This is a genomic window from Bacillus sp. TH17 (assembly GCF_016651125.1).
Taxonomy (GTDB): domain Bacteria; phylum Bacillota; class Bacilli; order Bacillales; family Bacillaceae_G; genus Bacillus_A; species Bacillus_A mycoides.
In genome coordinates this window covers 2,358,715-2,375,530 of record NZ_JAEKEN010000001.1, presented here as the reverse complement: position 1 = coordinate 2,375,530, position 16,816 = coordinate 2,358,715, and the positions used below count along the sequence as shown (strand labels likewise).

Sequence of the window (16,816 nt, the reverse complement as noted above, 5' to 3'; positions counted from 1 at the left end):
ACATTCAAATGAATGCTCAGGATAATATATTCTTGGGCATTTTTATTTTTCAAAAAGATACATTTGGATAGAGAAAGTGGGAGATTAAGCTGGAAGATATACAAATAAAACGAATTGGAGATTTGCTAAAATATGAGGTCAATCACCTTGTCCAGGAAAGTAAAGAAGAAGGTTTTAACTTCTTATTAAAATTAAAAAATGAATATGAAAGTAAAAGAAATACGTTTAGTAAAACAGGTGAATGTTTATATGGAATCTTTCGAGAGGATACGTTAATTGGAATTGGAGGATTAAATCAAGATCCGTATACGAAAGGTAATAAGATTGGCCGATTGAGAAGGTTTTACATTGCAAAAGATTACCGGCGGAAAGGATTAGGAAAGTTACTGTTAGGGAGAATCTTAAGCGATGCAAAAATCTATTTTACTATTGTTGTTTTACATACAGATACAGAACAGGGGAATCAGTTTTATACTTCGAGTGGATTTGTGAAAGGGAAAATGTATGTAGGAACAAGCCATTATCTAAACTTAGATAAAAGGATGTAGTGAATTATTATTTGACCTCCAAAGGAACGTTTGTTCTATATCGTGTAGATTTATGGTATAATTTATTTGAATCTACTATTAGAATGGGGATTAGATGATGGGAGAAAATAAAATTATTAATGATTTTAAAGATTATTCAATGTGGATAACCACATTGAAAGGTATGAAAGAAGAATTGTGGACAGCGCCAATATCAGAGGGGAAATGGACTATTGGTGAGATTGTATCTCATATTATGAATTGGGATGACTATCTTTTACGTGAGACATTATCATCAGTGAGAGATGGACAGGGAATGGAGTTCCCTGACTTTGATACATATAATAAACTAGCCTCTAATTATGCAAAATCAGGTATATCTAAGATAAAACTTCTTGAAGAAGCCCAAGCTAAAAGAGATTTACTTGTTCAAGAGCTTAACCGACTGTCTATTGGAAAGCTAAAGGAACATTTAACTGCCAATGGAGTATCATATTGTCCTCATACTGGAATGCCGTACTCTCTAATATATATTATTAAAGAATTCGTAGATCACGATAACCATCACAAAAGGCAGATTATTAATTTTTTAAATGAAAATCAAGTTGTTAACTGATAAAGAAAGATCCCGCGAATGATACTTGCGGGATCTTTAATTAATTATAATTTAACATTCATTTGTTTCAATAAAGTTTTCGGATCACCTTTTACATAATAAAAATGTGGATTATTCTCATCATCGTAAAGCATAATGTAAGGTTTTTCATTAAGTGGGAGAAGGATGAGTACTTCATCGATTGTTGTATGTAACCATTGATTTGTAATAGGAACAGGTTTCGATAATGGGATTTTTATCATATGTCCATCTTTCGGAACGACATTTAAGTTTTTAAATGGACCAGTAATTGATTTTGCGTATTGAACTGCTTCTTTTTGAATGGCTGAATCTAAAGATTGTTTTTGGACTACCATTTCTTTTTTGCAATCAAATACTTCAATTTGTTTATTTGTATTTGCGAACGCATTTGTTGATAATAAAAAGAAGAGAAGAGTAATGACTCCTATTTTTTTGAACATGAAACAACACCTCACACTTACTATACCCTCAAACGTTGTAAATATTTTTATGTCACATTGATGTAACAAAGAAGTTGTATGATAAAATTGATATTTGTTTATAAGTAATGGAGGAAATGTAATGAAAGTATTAATCGCAGATGATGAACAAGATATGCTGAAAATTTTAAAAGCGTATTTTGAAAAAGAAGGCTTCGAAGTTTTATTAGCAAAAGATGGAGAGGAAGCACTTCAAATATTTTATGATGAGAAAATTGACTTAGCTATTTTAGACTGGATGATGCCGAAAAGTAGTGGTATTACTGTCTGTCAGGAAATAAAAAAGAATTCGAGTGTAAAAGTATTAATGCTTACTGCGAAAAGTGAAAGTGAAGATGAATTAGCAGCTCTTCAAAGCGGGGCAGATGAGTATGTGAAAAAACCATTTCACCCAGGAGTGCTAATTACGCGAGCGAAAAAGCTTGTACAGCATGAAGATGTTATTCAAGTTCAAGATTTAAAAATAGATTTCACCAAAAATAAAGTATATAAAAATGAGAAAGAATTAGACATTACAAAGACAGAATTACAATTAATAAAGTGCTTTTTAAATCACAAAGGCACGATTTTAACGAGGAAAAAGTTGTTAGATATCGTCTGGGGATTTGATTATTTTGGGGAAGAGCGAACGGTTGATACGCATGTAAGAAGATTACGTAAAAAAATAGGAGGAAATATTATAAAGACACATCGCGGTTTAGGATACAGTTTGGAGGAAGAGTGTGAATAAACTCGGTAAAAAGTTATTTTTCAGCATCTCTTTAACAGTCATCCTTATTTTTGCCATCTCTTTATTATTAATTAACTATTTTTTACCAAAATATAATGTGCACAAAACACGCGAAAGCTTAGAAGGCATTACAGCGCAAATCCAGTCAATACCGCGTAAAGAACTGGATGATGCTATAAATCATATTGAAAATGAAGGTAATGTTACGATTGCGTATACATCAATAAATAGTTCAGAAGATGCTATTAATGAAGAATTACGCATGCAACTTACAAAAAAGAGAGTTGCATTGAATAAACTTTGGATTACAAAAGAAGAAATTACGAAAGTGAAGAACATCGGACAATCGAATAAAATATATGATCAAGAAAAGATAAAATCTAGTTTTTTTGCGAAATACATTGCGAAAGATGATATGTTGATTTTAGTAGGAGTTTCTATCGCACATTCCAATGAAGTAATTAAAACGCTTAACTCATTTTATATATACATTTTGGGATTCTCACTATTTCTTATTATCGTGCTCGTCTGGATTTTTTCAAAAACAATCACTACACCACTGAATGAATTGAGTGATGTCGCAGAAGATATTTCACGTCTGAAATTTAAACGGACGAAAGTTAAAACGAATGATGAAATAGGTGATTTAGCAAATAGTATAAACATTATGAGTGATAAATTACATGAAGCACATCAAGATTTAACAGATCGAAATGACCACTTAAAACGATTTTTGGGCGATGTAACTCATGAATTAAAAACACCAATCGCATTAGTAAAAGCATATTCTATGGGAATAAAAGACGGTTTAGATGATGGCACATATGTTGATACAATCATTAAACAAACAGATCAAATTTCAAATTTAATTGAAGAGTTATTGCGATTTTCTAAACTAGAAAGAGATATTTTACAAAAAGAAGAATTCCCTATTGAACCACTAGTACAAAGTATAATAGATAAGCATAAGATTGAACTGGAGTCGAAAGAAATCAAGTTGCAAGTGGACTATAGTGTTGGTGACACGATTGTTTATGCTGATTTAAATAAAATGAGAATGGTCTTTCAAAATTTAATTTCTAATGCGATAAAATATACAACGAATCAAAATATAAAAATCATATTAGAAGAGAAAAATGGCATTGTGTATTTTCAAATTCAAAATGGTATTGCTGCTGAGGGAATTAAAGAGATAGATAAAATTTGGGAGCCTTTTTACGTATTAGAGTCTTCTCGCAGTAAAGAAAAATCAGGTACTGGATTAGGATTAGCGATTGTAAAAAGTATATTAGAAAGACATGGTTTTGAATACGGAGTTTCGGTAGAAGATGGAGAAATACAATTTTATATGTATATAGAAAGGAACTAATTGTTATTAGTTCCTTTTCTATTATCTTGAAAGATTCGAATGTTTTACAAAATTCTCAACTTTCTACGAAAAATAAACTGAATTTTCTGCATTTTTAATGTATAGTAAAAGAAGGAATATATGGGGAGGGAAGGGCATGAGGAAAAAGAAATTAGCAATAACACTTTCAGCTATATTATCTTTAACAATTACTTCAGGAGTTTCTAGTATGACTGCACATGCAGAAAATGAAGGGAGCTCTGTAAAAGGGAGTGATATTAAGTTAAATGGTCAAGTTTCAGAAGCTTTAACTCCAAACACAAAAATTCAATTGGAAAATGGGATGACAAAACCAATCTATTCTCTTGATGAAGCAATTATTGAAAATTTATTTGTAGAGACAGAAGTCGATAGTGATAGAGATGGTAGGAAAGATCGAGTATCGATTAAAGTTATGCGTCCAAAGACAGAATCAAATGTAAAAGTTCCTGTTATATATGAAATGAGTCCATATCGATCTGGATTAAAAGATGTGCCTGTTTATAATGTTGATGAAGAATTGTATGCGTATGAAGGAAAACCGTATGGGGCAGTTAATCTTGGGTCGTATGGTAATTATTATGTTCCGAGAGGATATGCAGTTATTTTAGGCGAAAGTATCGGAACTGGAAAATCAGATGGATGTCCGACAACTGGAGATGAACAAGAAATACTAGGGACGAAGTCTGTCATTGATTGGGTAAATGGGCGTGCAAAAGCATATACAGAGGATGGTAAGGAAGTAAATGCAAATTGGTCTACGGGAAATGTAGGAATGACAGGAGTTTCTTATAATGGTACGTTACCGAATGCTGTCGCAACAACAGGAGTGGAAGGGTTAAAAACAATTATTCCAATCGCAGCGATTAGTAGCTGGTATGATTATTATCGTGCAAATGGGGCGGTTATTGCGCCAGGTGGATATCAGGGAGAAGATACAGATAATATGGCAGAAGCAGTACTAACAAGAAAGAACCCTGAAGTTTGCGGGCAAATTATTAAAGAACTAACAGCTGGACAAGATCGTAAAACAGGCGATTATAACGATTTTTGGGATAAACGTAACTATGTAAAAGATGTTAAGAATGTGAAGGCTAGTGTGTTTGTTGTTCACGGTTTAAATGATTGGAATGTAAAAACGAAGCAGTTCGCACAGTGGTGGGAAGCTCTTGGCAAAAATAATGTTCCTCGTAAAATGTGGTTACATCAAGGTGGACATGGCGGAACATCAAGTAATAACTGGCAACAAACCCAAAATAAATGGTTCGATTATTGGTTATATGGAATTGAAAATGGAATTATGGATGAACCGATGGTAGATGTACAACGTGAAAATAAATCGTGGCAAAAAATAAAAAATTGGCCAGATCCAGCAGCTGTACCATCAAAAGTCCGTATGTATTTAAGTAATAAAGCAGTCAATCTACCATTAAGTATGGGATCAGTAAACAATGTTTTCTCATTAGTAGATGATGCTAAAATAAAGTCAAATCAACTAGTAGAAAACCCTGAGTTAGAAATAGCGAATCGATTAGTATATACAATGCCTGTACTGCAAAAAGATATGCGAATAAGTGGTACGCCTAAAATTTCAATAACAGGAAATATTGATCGATCTGTTTCAAATTTAACAGCTTTACTTGTTGATTATGGCGGAGCGAGGCCTGAAATTGTAACGAGAGGTTGGATGGATCCGCAAAACTTAAATAGTATAGAAAATTCAACAGCGATTCAACCTGGTAAAGATTACACATTTACATGGGACATGCAGCCAGATGATTATGTATTTAAAGCAGGGCATCAAATGGGGGTCGTTTTAATCGCAAGTGACTACGATTATACAATTAGACCGAAAGCAGGAACGAAGCTAACGGTGAAATTGAGTGAAGTGACATTGCCGATTGTGAAATAAATAGTTTTTGATAAAGAGCTTACTATAGTAAGCTCTTTATTTATAATCAGAATTTTCAACTTTGATATGTTCAATCGCGAGGAAATATTATACAATGTAAATATATTACATGGAAAGTGAGTGATAAATTATGACAGTCAGCTCTTTCGAATTCTCATTAAAATTTGAGGTACGGAAAGATTAAGTAAATTAGAATCTTCCGTACACATAAAACGGAGGAGAAAATAAATGTTTAGTTTTTATAGTACACTTTGTACAGAACTATATGATTTTACAAAACCTGTCGGTTATTCTTTAAATGGTGATATTGAGTATTACCAAGAACGTTTAAATAATTGTGGGGGAAGAATTCTCGAAGCGGCAGTAGGATCAGGGCGTGTCATTATTCCACTTCTTGAAGTTGGATTTAAAGTTGATGGGATAGATTATTCAACTGAAATGCTAGATTCTTGCCGTAAGCGTTGTAAAGAGAGAGGCTTAAACCCTAATTTATACCAAGGAAGCTTACAACAATTTTCATTACCATATAAATATGAGGCGATAATAATTCCTACCGGATCCTTTTGTTTAATTGAAAATCGTGATGATTCTATAAACGCTTTGAAATGTTTTTATGAACATCTTAATCCAGGTGGGCGTTTAATTGTAGACCTTGGACTTCCGTATGATTGGAAGACGGGTGAGATTCATACATCGACTTTTTCCTTACCAAGCGGAGACGGGATTACATTAGAAAATAAATCAATTGAAATAGATTGGCTTAACCAAGTAACTGTATCATATTTAAAATACGAAAAATGGAGTAAAGGAAAGTTAGTACAAACTGAACTACAACGTTTTGCAATGCGGTGGTATGGAATAGAAGAGTTTAAACTCCTTTTAGAAAGTATAGGTTTCACTGACATTACTTGCTCTGCTGACTATGTTTATGAAAAGCAACCGTCAAATGCAGAACAAATTATTACTTTTGAAGCTGTACGAAAGGAATAATATAGGGATTATTCATGAAAATAAGGCAATCGACACAACATCGACTGCCTTATTTTCAATTTTAGGATATGCTTTATTTCATTGTTTATAGAGAAAGATCGGAGGAAAACAAATGAAATTCATCTTAATATTTGGCCCGCAAGCAGTCGGGAAAATGACAGTCGGACAAGAATTAGCGAAACTAACAGATTTGAAAAATTTTCATAATCACATGACCATTGATTTAGTAAGTCCATTTTTTGATTACAGTACAAAGGAAGCAAAAAGATTAGTAAGTTTGTTTCGTAATGAAATATTTGAAGAAGTGTCTAAAAGTGATTTATACGGAATGATTTTTACATATGTATGGGCATTTGACCTTCAATCGGATTGGGAGTACATAAACCATGTAGTAAGTATTTTTGAATCAAAAGGCGCAGCAGTATATTTTGTAGAGCTCGAGGCAGAATTAGATGAAAGATTAGAGCGAAATAAAAGTCCACATAGACTAGAGCATAAACCGAAAAAAGAGACATTGAATGGTCTGAAAAAAATTTAAAAGAAACGATGAAAAAACATAGATTAAATTCATTTCATGATGAAATTGAAAAAGAAGAGTACATAAAAATTAATAATACTCATTTGAGTGCTAAAGAAGTAGCTGTAATGATTAAGGAAAAATTCCGATTGTAAAATACTTAAATGCTGTTACGTTTTCATTGTCCAAGCATTCTCCTACTAACTACATATACTATTTATATTAAGGACGGTCACTAATTTATTGAGAAACCGTCATTTATATATAAATGACAACTTTGGAAGGAGGTAAGAAAAAATTGGAAAATGAACAGCCAGGAAGAATTGAAAATCAAGTGTATTCTAATCGAGTTGTAAGATCAGAATTTGATAAGCATTGGGAAACTTGCATTTCAAAAAGTGGTTATGTAATCTATGTAGCGACAAGTGATCATGCTGAAGTAATAGTACTTCTTTCAGATGGTTCAAGTAAATTGTTAATCTTCGAAAAAGGCGGAAAAGTAGTAGTGGGTGGTGGTGGAACAAGTCATTACAGCAAACCGCATATTGCAAGAAATATTTAATGTGAAAAATGTTAATCGAGAAGATGCTGGTAGCCTTATAACCTTTAATTTATATATAAAAATACAAATCATAAAGTAAGTTTTTTTAGATTCTGGCGTTTTTTGTAACAAAAATAAGATGAAAAAGATCTTTAACGTATAAAGGTCTTTTTTGTTTTATTATAGCAGGGATATACTGTATACATAAAAAAGTGCAGTGAAAAACAATCAGCCTTTCATGTACTATACATGAAAGGCTGATTGTTTTTATGTGTTGAAGGAGTCTTTTAGAAGAATTGTAGTTTTTAGATTGATAGTTAAAACTGTAACAGCTTATGTATAATTAATATCATTTTGTCAAATGAATGTCACATAAAAGTCTTATAGTGTATATAGAAAGTGAAACATATACAAAGCAGGAGATGAAATGATGAAAAAGGCACTACAATATATATTCATATTATTTACGTTAGTTACTTTAAGTTATGTAATTTATATTAACTATGAAAAGCAGAAAGAGATTAAAAATAATAAACAAGTAATTAGTGAAGTTGCAAAGAGGTATGATATTCCAGATTGGATACCATTATCTATTGCTGATCATGAAACAAAATTTGATCGAAAAGCGATAGGGGATAACGGAACATCTTTCGGATTATTCCAATTACATCGTGGTGGATTAGCACCAGCGCAATTATCGGAAGAGAGTTTAGTGGATTCGCGTATAAATACAACGATAGCAATTTCAAGTATGGTCAAATCGTATGAACGTGGTGTGAAAAAAGGACTGCAGGATTGGGAGTTGCTTAAATATGTTGCTAATACATCAGGGTGGCCAGGAAACTTAGGGGGAGAATGGACAGATAATAATACGAAATATAATAAAGGGCTAGAACAATCATATCAATTATATAAAAAAGAGAAGTAGATATAAAAAGGCATTTTCAATTTGGGGAAATGTCTTTTTTATGTTATAGTATAAAAGTGTTTGGGTGTTATGTTATTTCGATATATCTTCAAATTTGTTGTGTAGTATTTTTATATTAAATAACTACTAAAATCATTTTTTTATATAAGGAGTAAGAAGTAGGGATATGAAAAATATAGATTTTATACTAGAAAGTGATGAAACATTAAAACCGTCAGAACGATTAGTACTATTATTATTAGAGAAGCATAGAATGTTATATACGAACGATCTATTAGCTCTTTCAAATTTATCATATAAAACATTAACAGATTCACTAACAGCACTCGTTTTAAAGTCTTATGTTTTAAAGGATACAGGTAAGGGAAGAAGGCAGAATTGTTATAGATTAGTATGATAAGAGTACTGCTAGAGATTCTTGCTATATATGTATTTTTCAAATGTAAGGATAAATTCCATTTTTATTTTCAAGTGATAAAAACTATTAATTTAAGTAAATAGCCGGTTTTGAATATATAAAGAGTTCATGGCTACTAAATATATAATTTCATTTCATTTTTATTAATGTTTATTAGTTGTAAGTGAAAATGATATTTTTTAAACAAATATAAAAATGAAATTCAAAAACAATCTACTCATTAGAGTCGGTTGTTTTTTTATTAGGATAGCGAATTATAAAAATAGTATTATTATGTAAACTTAATTATTTAGAAAGGAACATGTGATTATTAATGGAATTTATTAAGGGGTACTTAATATTTGTATACATGGAGGTTCATTATGGAACAAATCATATCAATATCACAAGCAGTCATAAGAGGGGAAAAAGAAAAGGTAGTAGAAATCATTAATACGGATCCAAGTGTTGTTAACTCATTTAGTGAAGATGGATGGACACCGCTTCACTTAGCTGCTTATTTTGGACAGAAAGAAATTGCAAGTTTCCTTTTAGAACAGGGAGCAGAAATACATATTAGAGCAAAAAACGAAAATGAAAATACACCTCTTCAAGCAGCAATTGCGAATAAGCAAAGCGAGCTTGTAGCTTTCTTAATTGAAAAGGGATCAGATGTGAATGCTGTGCAAAGTGGTGGCTGGACAGGACTTCATGAAGCGGCGTTATTAGGAAATGAAGAAATCATTATATTACTTCTTGAAAATGGTGCTAATAAAATGATTAAGAAAAATGATGGAAAAACCGCATATGATATTGCTTTAGAAAAAGGGTATGAATCCCTATTACATCATTTGCAAGAGGAAGTGAGCTTATGATTAGCCACTGGAATGTAGGGATTTTTCTTTTTAATGAAGTGGAAGTGTTAGATTTTGCGGGTCCATTTGAAGTTTTTTCCGTTACAGCAACAAGTGAAGGTCAACTATTTACAGTTCATACTGTTAGTCAAGATGGAGAAATGATTACAGCGAGAAATGGATTAAAGGTACAACCGGACTATAGTATCGAAAACTTGCCTCCAGTTGATATTTTAATTATTCCTGGTGGGTTAGGTGTTAGAGAAAACGAAATGAAAAATGAAATAATAACAAATTGGACCGCGAGCAAATGAAAGAAGTAAAGTTAATGACTTCTGTTTGTACCGGTGCGCTTTTACTTGCGAAAGCTGGATTACTCGATGGCTTCAAAGCGACAACACATTGGGCAAGTATTGAAAGTTTTAGAAATGATTTTCCGAATGTGGAAGTATTAGAGAATGTAAAGTTTGTAGATGAGGGGCATATTATTATGTCTGGAGGAATTTCAGCTGGAATTAATATGTCATTTCACATTGTGAGAAATTTGTTGGGTGCTCGGGTTGCTGAAGAAACAGCGAAGAGGATGGAATATGATATAGATTTAAAGTATTAAAAGTAAAACAAGACCAGCAGTTGGATATTTCCAGCTGCTGGTCTTGTTTTATATTGACTGAATATGCGCTAATTCCTCATCTGTAAGAATCGGACGGATAGACGAGTCTGCATTTTCTTTCGCTTGTTTTTCTGTTTTTGCGCCAGGAATTGCGACCGATACCGCTGGATGAGTGAGGACATAACGAAGTGCAAGTTGCCCTAAGGTTTGATTTTCATTTGAGAGTAATCGTAGTTTCTCTACTTTTTGTAAATCTTCTTGAAACCACTTTTCTTTTGGCCATTCTTTGCGTAAATCTCCGTCAAGAAAAGTTGTTTTATTTGTAAATTTTCCAGTTAATATCCCCATTTTTAAAGGGCCGCGTATAACAGCTCCTAAATTGTTCTCCTGTAGGTAGGGCAGTATGTCGTTTTCTGGTTTTCGGTTTAATATGTTGTAATCAAGTTGCACAACATCAATTTCATTGTTTTTATTGAAGTGTTTTATATATTGTATGTCGTGAGTTGAAACACCAACAGCTCTTACTTTTCCGTCCCGTTTTAATATTTCAAATGCTCGTAAAAATGCTTCTGTTTCTTCTTGTTTATCCCACCAAATGTGACAGAAATAAACATCAATATAATCTGTTTCTAGGCGCAGTAAGCTAGTTTCAAATACTGCGATCACTTTTTCTGCAGTATTATAAACAGGCTCTCCACTTGGATCATAGTGATGCCCAATTAAACCGCCTTTCGTTGATAAAACGATATTATTACGGTGCTCTCTTATCGCTTGAGTTACTAATCTTTCACTATGTCCTAATCCGTATACATCAGCAGTATCAATAAAGTTTACGCCACATTCAATTGCTTTCTTCATAGCGGTTATAGATTGTTTGTCGTTAACAGGACCCCATTCATCGCCGCCAATCGCCCACGCTCCAAAGCCAATTTCAGAAACAGTAATTCCAGTTTTACCTAATGTACGGTAGTGCATCATTTTTCCTCCTTGTAAGCATGTTATAACATCGGTATGCAAAACTAGAATTTATACGTGTAAAAATGTTTTCTACAATTGGGGAAAAAGAATAACATAAACTACTATTTTATAGCAGCATAAATAAAAATTCTCATTTTAAATACAGAGATGTCGTCGAACGCTATCTCTAATTGGTTAATTTGTGAGATTTTTTTGTGAAGGAGGTTATTTTATAAGAATAGAATTTAAGTTAGTAAGAGATCGTGCCTATGGTAGTGAGAAAATATGGGTTAGGGGGATTTGAAAATGAGGAAACTCAAAAGAGTCAATGTTCCTAATATACCAGAGCAACTATCACAGCCTAACGACAAGCGAACTATAAATAAGAAGAAGTTAAGGCGTTTTATTTTCATGTTCATTTTTATTGCTGCGACTACTTTGTACGTTCAATATATTTTAACGAAACAACAAGAAGTAATTAATGGCAAAAAAATACAATAACAAATCAAAAGAAACAATTAGTTTCTTTAAAGAAAGATCAAGGTTCTTTAAAGACTAACATTGAGAATTTAACCGATAATGAAGAAGAGATTTTAAAGTTTGCTAGAAAAGAGTATCAATTTTCTAAGTCAAACGAAACAATATTCGTATTGCCAAAGTGAAGTGGTGGAACAGTTAGCGATAGCTAACTGTTTTTTGATGTATGAGGGAAAAGTTGTTTGTAGTGTGAATGTCATGGTACAAGGAGAAATGACATATTGTAAAAATGAGAAGTTTGAGCCAATTTTAATGGTTTTAAGAGATTTTCATAATTATGGAATATATGTCAAAATAAATATTGTTAAAATTCTGTCAATTGTATATAATACAAGGTAAGCGGATACATTTTTTAATCAACGTTGAGTTAACAGCTTATACGTCTGTTAAGAAAACCGTTATCCTCGTATAAGAAAGGAAGATAGCTGTGTACGCTTCAAATACAATTTACGTCGTAGGGGATGCGAAAGCACCTCAAAATAATCCCATTACCGAAAAGTTCAAAAGTTATTTTGTAGCATTTGTACTTGAGAAGGATACAGGGGAAATTGTAGATGCAGATTGCTCAGCCACAATTGCATTAACATCTCAATTTGTTAAATATTTGTTTCTACATAAAAATATTAATGACCCAGCATTAGTAACAGAAATAAAAAATCGGTACTTCGGTTCGTGTCAAAAGGCGCTACTTGTAGCGCTAAAGGATGCACAGAAAAAATATAATCAGATCGCTGCTTTGTCTACCCATTCATAGACAAAATCCAGCCGTAAGAATCTTCTTATGGCTGGATTTTTTTGTTTCGCATTAACGGAAAAGCCACCCGGATATTAAAGTATCACTCTATAAACAATGAAAGGATGAACAAAATGAAAATTACCGATGTGAAGGTAAACCGCCGACATGTAAAGCTTCATACACCGTTTAAAACTGCGCTTCGCACTGTAACGGAAATCGAAAGTATAGATGTGTTTATTCATACAGATGAAGGGATTGTTGGAAAAGGAGCTGCTGCAGCAACACCGGTTATTACAGGTGATTTTGCCAACGGGATTGAGGAAGCGATATTAGGGCCAATTCGCTCCGTATTAGTTGATAAAGATGTGCTGCAATTTCAAACGTTATTGTTACACATTCAAATGAGCTGTATAGGAAATACAAGTGCGAAAGCGGCGGTAGATATGGCTTTATACGATGTATATTGTCGATTTCACAACATACCGTTATATGCATTGTTAGGTGGGAAGAAAGAGATTTATACTGATATTACAGTAAGTGTTGATGAGCCTTTATTAATGGCAAAAGAAGCGAAAAAGCATATCGAAAAGGGATTCCAAACATTAAAAATTAAGGTGGGTAAAGAGGCACATTTAGATTTAGAACGCATAGAGGCAATTCGAAATGTAGTACCAAAGAATACGACGTTACGTTTAGATGCAAATCAAGGATGGAAACCGAAAGAAGCGGTTTCTATTATTAGAGAAATGGAGAATAGAAATTTAAATATAGAATTTGTAGAACAACCAGTTCATGCGAAAGATTGGGAAGGATTAAAGTACGTGAAGGACAATGTACAAACGCCTATTATGGCAGATGAAAGTATGTTTTCGGCAAGAGACGCATTAAAGATTGTCCAAGGAGGATATGCAGACCTACTTAATATTAAATTAATGAAATGCGGCGGCATACGAGAAGCATGGAAAATTGCGGATATTGCGGAAGTAGCAGGTGTGAAATGTATGGTCGGAAGTATGATGGAATCTTCACTTTCAGTTAGCGCTGTTGCCCATTTAGCTGCGGCTCATCCGAATATTCATTACTTTGATCTTGATGCACCGTTATGGTTAGTAGAAGAGCCAGAAGGGATGACTTACACTGGTCCAAAGGTAAACCTGCATTCTAGAGTGAATATACAATCTTAGAAGTAGTACCTAGTAAACTATCTTATAAGGGGGATATATATGAAAAAAGTAGGAAATGCATTTTTAACAACTTTATTTATATTTTCATCGTTTACTTCGGTGAATGCTGAAGAGAAGAAGGATAGTAAAGCATTTATAGATGTATCTGCTGCAACGTTATGGACTGCACCAGATTCATTACGACCAATTGATGCACCGAGTGCGACAAATCCAGTTGATTTATGGAAGTGGACGAAATCAATGACGCTAGATGAGAAGCTTTGGTTAACGAGTGCAAATAAATTAGAAACGCAAGCGCTACTCGGTCAAGAAGTAACAGTAATTGATAAAAAAGGTGATTGGGTAAAAGTACTAGTGCACGGACAGCCAACGCCGCGAAATGAAGAAGGGTATCCAGGGTGGATGCCTGAAAAACAATTAACGTATAATCAGGAATTTGCAGATAAAACAAACGAAGCTTTTGTATTAGTAACGAAACCGACAGCAATTGTATATATTAACCCTTCTGAAAAACATAAATCGCTAGAAGTCAGTTATAATACGCGTTTACCGCTATTAAGTGAAGATACGATCTCATACCGCGTATTGTTACCAAATGGTCAGAAGGCGTGGCTACGGAAAAATGATGGAACTGTTTACCATTCTCAAAATGATATTCCGACTCCAACCGCTGATGACTTAATAAACACCGGAAAAATGTTTTTAGGATTACCGTATATATGGGCTGGTACAAGTGGTTTTGGATTTGATTGCTCTGGATTTACACATACGATTTATAAATCACATGGCATTACAATACCGAGGGATTCTGGGCCACAATCAAAAGCAGGAATTGCGGTTGATAAAGAAAACCTACAAAAGGGCGATTTAATATTCTTTGCACATAATCAAGGAAAAGGTAGTGTTCATCACGTTGCCATGTATATTGGTGATGGAAATATGATTCACTCTCCAAAGGCTGAAAGATCGGTAGAAATTATACCGCTAAATACACCAGGATATATAGAAGAATACGCTGGTGCTCGTCGTTACTTACCTTAAAAAAGATAGGGGGGCTTTATATGAAAAAGGTTGTTCGCTACTCATTAGTTAGTACTCTACTTGTATCTTCATTTTTAGTAGGCTGTGCTAAAGAAAAAACAGCTACAAAGCCGAAAGATGAGAAGAAAGTATTACAACTACTAGAAACGGGTGAAATTCCATCATTAAATTCAGGGAAAGTAACAGATGCGGTATCATTTAACGTTTTGAATAACGTAATGGAAGGGTTATTCCGTTTATCGAAAAATGATGAAGTGATTCAAGCGGGAGTACAAAAATATGAAGTGAGTAAAGATGGTAAGACATATACATTCCACTTACGTGATGCGAAATGGTCTAACGGAGATCCAGTAACAGCTCATGATTACGTATATGCTTGGAAGCAACTTATAAATCCAGATACAGCCTCTCAATATGCATATATCGCGTACGATGTGAAAAATGCGGAGAAGATAAATAAGAAACAATTAGGCTTAGAAGAATTAGGTGTGAAAGCAAAGGATGATAAAACGTTCGTTGTAGAGCTGGAACATCCTGTACCGTATTTTACGAAACTACTCATTTTACCATCTTTCTATCCAATTAATGAAAAATATGCGAAGGAGCAAGGTGATAAATACGGGTTAGAGGCAAATAAAGCGATATATAATGGGCCGTTTACATTATCAGAGTGGAAGCACGAAGCGAGCTTTACAATGAAGAAAAACGATAAATATTGGGATAAAAAAGAAGTGAAGTTAGATGAAGTAAACTATCAAATTGTTAAAGAAATTTCAACTGCGGTAAATTTATATGAGACAGATAAAGTTGATAGAGCTGTCATTTCAACAGAATTCGTAGATAAATATAAAAATAATAAAGATTTGAAACAATATACAGATCCGGTTATGTATTTCTTCCGTTTCAATGAAAATGTGCCGATTCTTAAAAATAAAAATGCACGTCTTGCGCTAAGTACAGTGTTTGATAAAAAGGGCTTGGCGACATCATTTTTAAATGACGGATCAGTTGCTGCGAATTATTACGTACCAAAAGGATTTTTAAAAGGACCAGATAAGAAAGATTTTAGAAGTACGGCAGGTGAGTTTAATAAGACGGATGTAAAACAAGCGAAAGAATATTGGGAAAAGGCGAAGCAAGAGACAGGCACAAATGAAGTGACGTTAGAACTATTAAACTATGACTTAGAGAACTTTAAAAAGGTAGGCGAATATATTAAAGAACAGCTTGAGAAAAACTTACCGGGGCTAAAAGTAAATGTGAAATTACAACCACATACGCAAAAATTAGCGTTAGAGAAGAAAAAAGAATACGAAATGTCGTTATCACGTTGGTTACCTGATTATCCAGATCCAATGACATACTTAGAAGTTTTCCTTTCGAGAAGTACCGTAAATAATACAGGATATGCAAATCCAGAATATGATGCGTTAATTAAGAAGATTAAAACAGAATTAGGTAATGATGAAAAAACTCGTTGGAAAGCACTGCAAGATGCGGAAAAAGTGCTCCTTGATGATGCGGTAATTGCACCAGTATTCCAGCGCGGTCTTTCTTACTTACAAAAACCATATGTGAAAGAATTATATGTACATCAATTCGGTCCAGCTACAAGTTTAAAATGGGCAGATGTACAAAAATAAAGTGATGGAGAAACAGACTTCACGTATGTGATAGTCTGTTTTTTCTTATAGATTCAAATGAATTATAGACATTTTATAAGTTTTTTCATAGCTTGAAAATAAAATTATTACATAAATTCCAGTGTGAAATTTATGTAGAATCTTGTATAATTAACATGTTTCTTTGGAAACATTTTCTTTCTCTATGAATGTATGAATTTGCAGAG

The 16,816-nt window shown here is 33.3% G+C and carries 17 protein-coding genes and 3 pseudogenes; 18 read left to right on the top strand and 2 right to left on the bottom strand.

Annotation, left to right across the window (positions count from 1 at the left end; genetic code table 11):
• Positions 1 to 89: 89 nt before the first annotated feature.
• Together JFT95_RS12045 and JFT95_RS12040 are read left to right on the top strand one after the other, a co-directional pair.
• Complete coding sequence (locus JFT95_RS12045; RefSeq protein WP_201053643.1) at positions 90 to 548, top strand: GNAT family N-acetyltransferase; 459 nt, start codon at positions 90 to 92, stop codon at positions 546 to 548.
• Positions 549 to 645: 97 nt separating this feature from the next.
• Positions 646 to 1,143: a DinB family protein gene (locus JFT95_RS12040; RefSeq protein ID WP_002085004.1), complete on the top strand. Its 498-nt coding sequence runs from the start codon at positions 646 to 648 to the stop codon at positions 1,141 to 1,143.
• Positions 1,144 to 1,187: 44 nt separating this feature from the next.
• Here JFT95_RS12040 and JFT95_RS12035 read toward each other — a convergent pair whose 3' ends face one another.
• Complete coding sequence (locus JFT95_RS12035; protein ID WP_002032565.1) at positions 1,188 to 1,604, bottom strand: hypothetical protein; 417 nt, start codon at positions 1,602 to 1,604, stop codon at positions 1,188 to 1,190.
• 121 nt (positions 1,605 to 1,725) lie between these two features.
• On the opposite strand from JFT95_RS12035, the gene JFT95_RS12030 reads away from it, so the two are divergent.
• From JFT95_RS12030 to JFT95_RS11985, 10 genes and pseudogenes are all read left to right on the top strand, one after another.
• Entirely contained in the window at positions 1,726 to 2,373 is a 648-nt protein-coding gene (locus JFT95_RS12030; protein WP_002168205.1) for a response regulator transcription factor, read from the top strand.
• Positions 2,366 to 3,742: a sensor histidine kinase gene (locus tag JFT95_RS12025; RefSeq protein ID WP_201052318.1), complete on the top strand. Its 1,377-nt coding sequence runs from the start codon at positions 2,366 to 2,368 to the stop codon at positions 3,740 to 3,742. The genes JFT95_RS12030 and JFT95_RS12025 overlap by 8 nt, the downstream gene beginning before the upstream one ends.
• A 136-nt stretch (positions 3,743 to 3,878) precedes the next feature.
• Complete coding sequence (locus JFT95_RS12020; protein WP_002168207.1) at positions 3,879 to 5,672, top strand: Xaa-Pro dipeptidyl-peptidase; 1,794 nt, start codon at positions 3,879 to 3,881, stop codon at positions 5,670 to 5,672.
• Between the two features lie 228 nt (positions 5,673 to 5,900).
• Positions 5,901 to 6,662 (top strand): class I SAM-dependent methyltransferase, encoded by a 762-nt coding sequence (locus tag JFT95_RS12015; protein ID WP_201052316.1) that lies wholly within the window; start codon positions 5,901 to 5,903, stop codon positions 6,660 to 6,662.
• Between the two features lie 112 nt (positions 6,663 to 6,774).
• Positions 6,775 to 7,334: pseudogene (locus tag JFT95_RS12010) on the top strand (AAA family ATPase).
• A 143-nt stretch (positions 7,335 to 7,477) separates the two neighbouring features.
• On the top strand, positions 7,478 to 7,741 hold the full coding sequence (locus JFT95_RS12005; protein WP_002127785.1) for a hypothetical protein: 264 nt from the start codon (positions 7,478 to 7,480) through the stop codon (positions 7,739 to 7,741).
• Between the two features lie 406 nt (positions 7,742 to 8,147).
• The gene (locus JFT95_RS12000) at positions 8,148 to 8,648 is read left to right on the top strand and encodes an invasion protein (RefSeq protein WP_002012946.1); all 501 of its coding nucleotides are present in this window, start codon (positions 8,148 to 8,150) and stop codon (positions 8,646 to 8,648) included.
• Between the two features lie 166 nt (positions 8,649 to 8,814).
• Positions 8,815 to 9,045 (top strand): hypothetical protein, encoded by a 231-nt coding sequence (locus tag JFT95_RS11995; protein WP_000789035.1) that lies wholly within the window; start codon positions 8,815 to 8,817, stop codon positions 9,043 to 9,045.
• A 383-nt stretch (positions 9,046 to 9,428) separates the two neighbouring features.
• Entirely contained in the window at positions 9,429 to 9,920 is a 492-nt protein-coding gene (locus tag JFT95_RS11990; RefSeq protein ID WP_002127784.1) for an ankyrin repeat domain-containing protein, read from the top strand.
• A pseudogene (locus JFT95_RS11985) lies at positions 9,917 to 10,512 on the top strand (DJ-1/PfpI family protein). Before JFT95_RS11990 ends, JFT95_RS11985 begins: the two are co-directional and overlap by 4 nt.
• Positions 10,513 to 10,560: 48 nt before the next feature.
• On the opposite strand, the gene JFT95_RS11980 reads toward JFT95_RS11985, so the two are convergent.
• On the bottom strand, positions 10,561 to 11,487 hold the full coding sequence (locus JFT95_RS11980) for an aldo/keto reductase (RefSeq protein WP_002127781.1): 927 nt from the start codon (positions 11,485 to 11,487) through the stop codon (positions 10,561 to 10,563).
• A 288-nt stretch (positions 11,488 to 11,775) separates the two neighbouring features.
• Here JFT95_RS11980 and JFT95_RS11975 point away from each other — a divergent pair.
• The 6 genes and pseudogenes from JFT95_RS11975 (at position 11,776) to JFT95_RS11950 (ending at position 16,610) form a co-directional block, all read left to right on the top strand.
• Positions 11,776 to 12,131: pseudogene (locus tag JFT95_RS11975) on the top strand (FtsB family cell division protein).
• Positions 12,070 to 12,345 (top strand): hypothetical protein, encoded by a 276-nt coding sequence (locus JFT95_RS11970; protein ID WP_201052315.1) that lies wholly within the window; start codon positions 12,070 to 12,072, stop codon positions 12,343 to 12,345. Before JFT95_RS11975 ends, JFT95_RS11970 begins: the two are co-directional and overlap by 62 nt.
• Positions 12,346 to 12,433: 88 nt before the next feature.
• Positions 12,434 to 12,760: a DUF3870 domain-containing protein gene (locus JFT95_RS11965; protein WP_002127779.1), complete on the top strand. Its 327-nt coding sequence runs from the start codon at positions 12,434 to 12,436 to the stop codon at positions 12,758 to 12,760.
• Positions 12,761 to 12,873: 113 nt separating this feature from the next.
• The gene (locus tag JFT95_RS11960) at positions 12,874 to 13,926 is read left to right on the top strand and encodes a dipeptide epimerase (protein ID WP_078203346.1); all 1,053 of its coding nucleotides are present in this window, start codon (positions 12,874 to 12,876) and stop codon (positions 13,924 to 13,926) included.
• Between the two features lie 39 nt (positions 13,927 to 13,965).
• Entirely contained in the window at positions 13,966 to 14,967 is a 1,002-nt protein-coding gene (locus tag JFT95_RS11955; protein WP_201052313.1) for a C40 family peptidase, read from the top strand.
• 20 nt (positions 14,968 to 14,987) lie between these two features.
• Positions 14,988 to 16,610, top strand: coding sequence for a peptide ABC transporter substrate-binding protein (locus JFT95_RS11950; RefSeq protein WP_201052311.1), 1,623 nt, complete (start codon positions 14,988 to 14,990; stop codon positions 16,608 to 16,610).
• Positions 16,611 to 16,816: the final 206 nt, after the last annotated feature.

Bases quoted from the DNA above. Each gene is read 5' to 3' on its own strand.
- JFT95_RS12020 (WP_002168207.1), top strand. From the start codon at position 3,879: ATGAGGAAAAAGAAATTAGCAATAACACTTTCAGCTATATTATCTTTA.
- JFT95_RS11980 (WP_002127781.1), bottom strand. From the start codon at position 11,487: ATGCACTACCGTACATTAGGTAAAACTGGAATTACTGTTTCTGAAATT.
- JFT95_RS12015 (WP_201052316.1), top strand. From the start codon at position 5,901: ATGTTTAGTTTTTATAGTACACTTTGTACAGAACTATATGATTTTACA.
- JFT95_RS11960 (WP_078203346.1), top strand. From the start codon at position 12,874: ATGAAAATTACCGATGTGAAGGTAAACCGCCGACATGTAAAGCTTCAT.
- JFT95_RS11990 (WP_002127784.1), top strand. From the start codon at position 9,429: ATGGAACAAATCATATCAATATCACAAGCAGTCATAAGAGGGGAAAAA.
- JFT95_RS11950 (WP_201052311.1), top strand. From the start codon at position 14,988: ATGAAAAAGGTTGTTCGCTACTCATTAGTTAGTACTCTACTTGTATCT.
- JFT95_RS12030 (WP_002168205.1), top strand. From the start codon at position 1,726: ATGAAAGTATTAATCGCAGATGATGAACAAGATATGCTGAAAATTTTA.
- JFT95_RS11995 (WP_000789035.1), top strand. From the start codon at position 8,815: ATGAAAAATATAGATTTTATACTAGAAAGTGATGAAACATTAAAACCG.
- JFT95_RS12040 (WP_002085004.1), top strand. From the start codon at position 646: ATGGGAGAAAATAAAATTATTAATGATTTTAAAGATTATTCAATGTGG.
- JFT95_RS11955 (WP_201052313.1), top strand. From the start codon at position 13,966: ATGAAAAAAGTAGGAAATGCATTTTTAACAACTTTATTTATATTTTCA.
- JFT95_RS12000 (WP_002012946.1), top strand. From the start codon at position 8,148: ATGATGAAAAAGGCACTACAATATATATTCATATTATTTACGTTAGTT.
- JFT95_RS12035 (WP_002032565.1), bottom strand. From the start codon at position 1,604: ATGTTCAAAAAAATAGGAGTCATTACTCTTCTCTTCTTTTTATTATCA.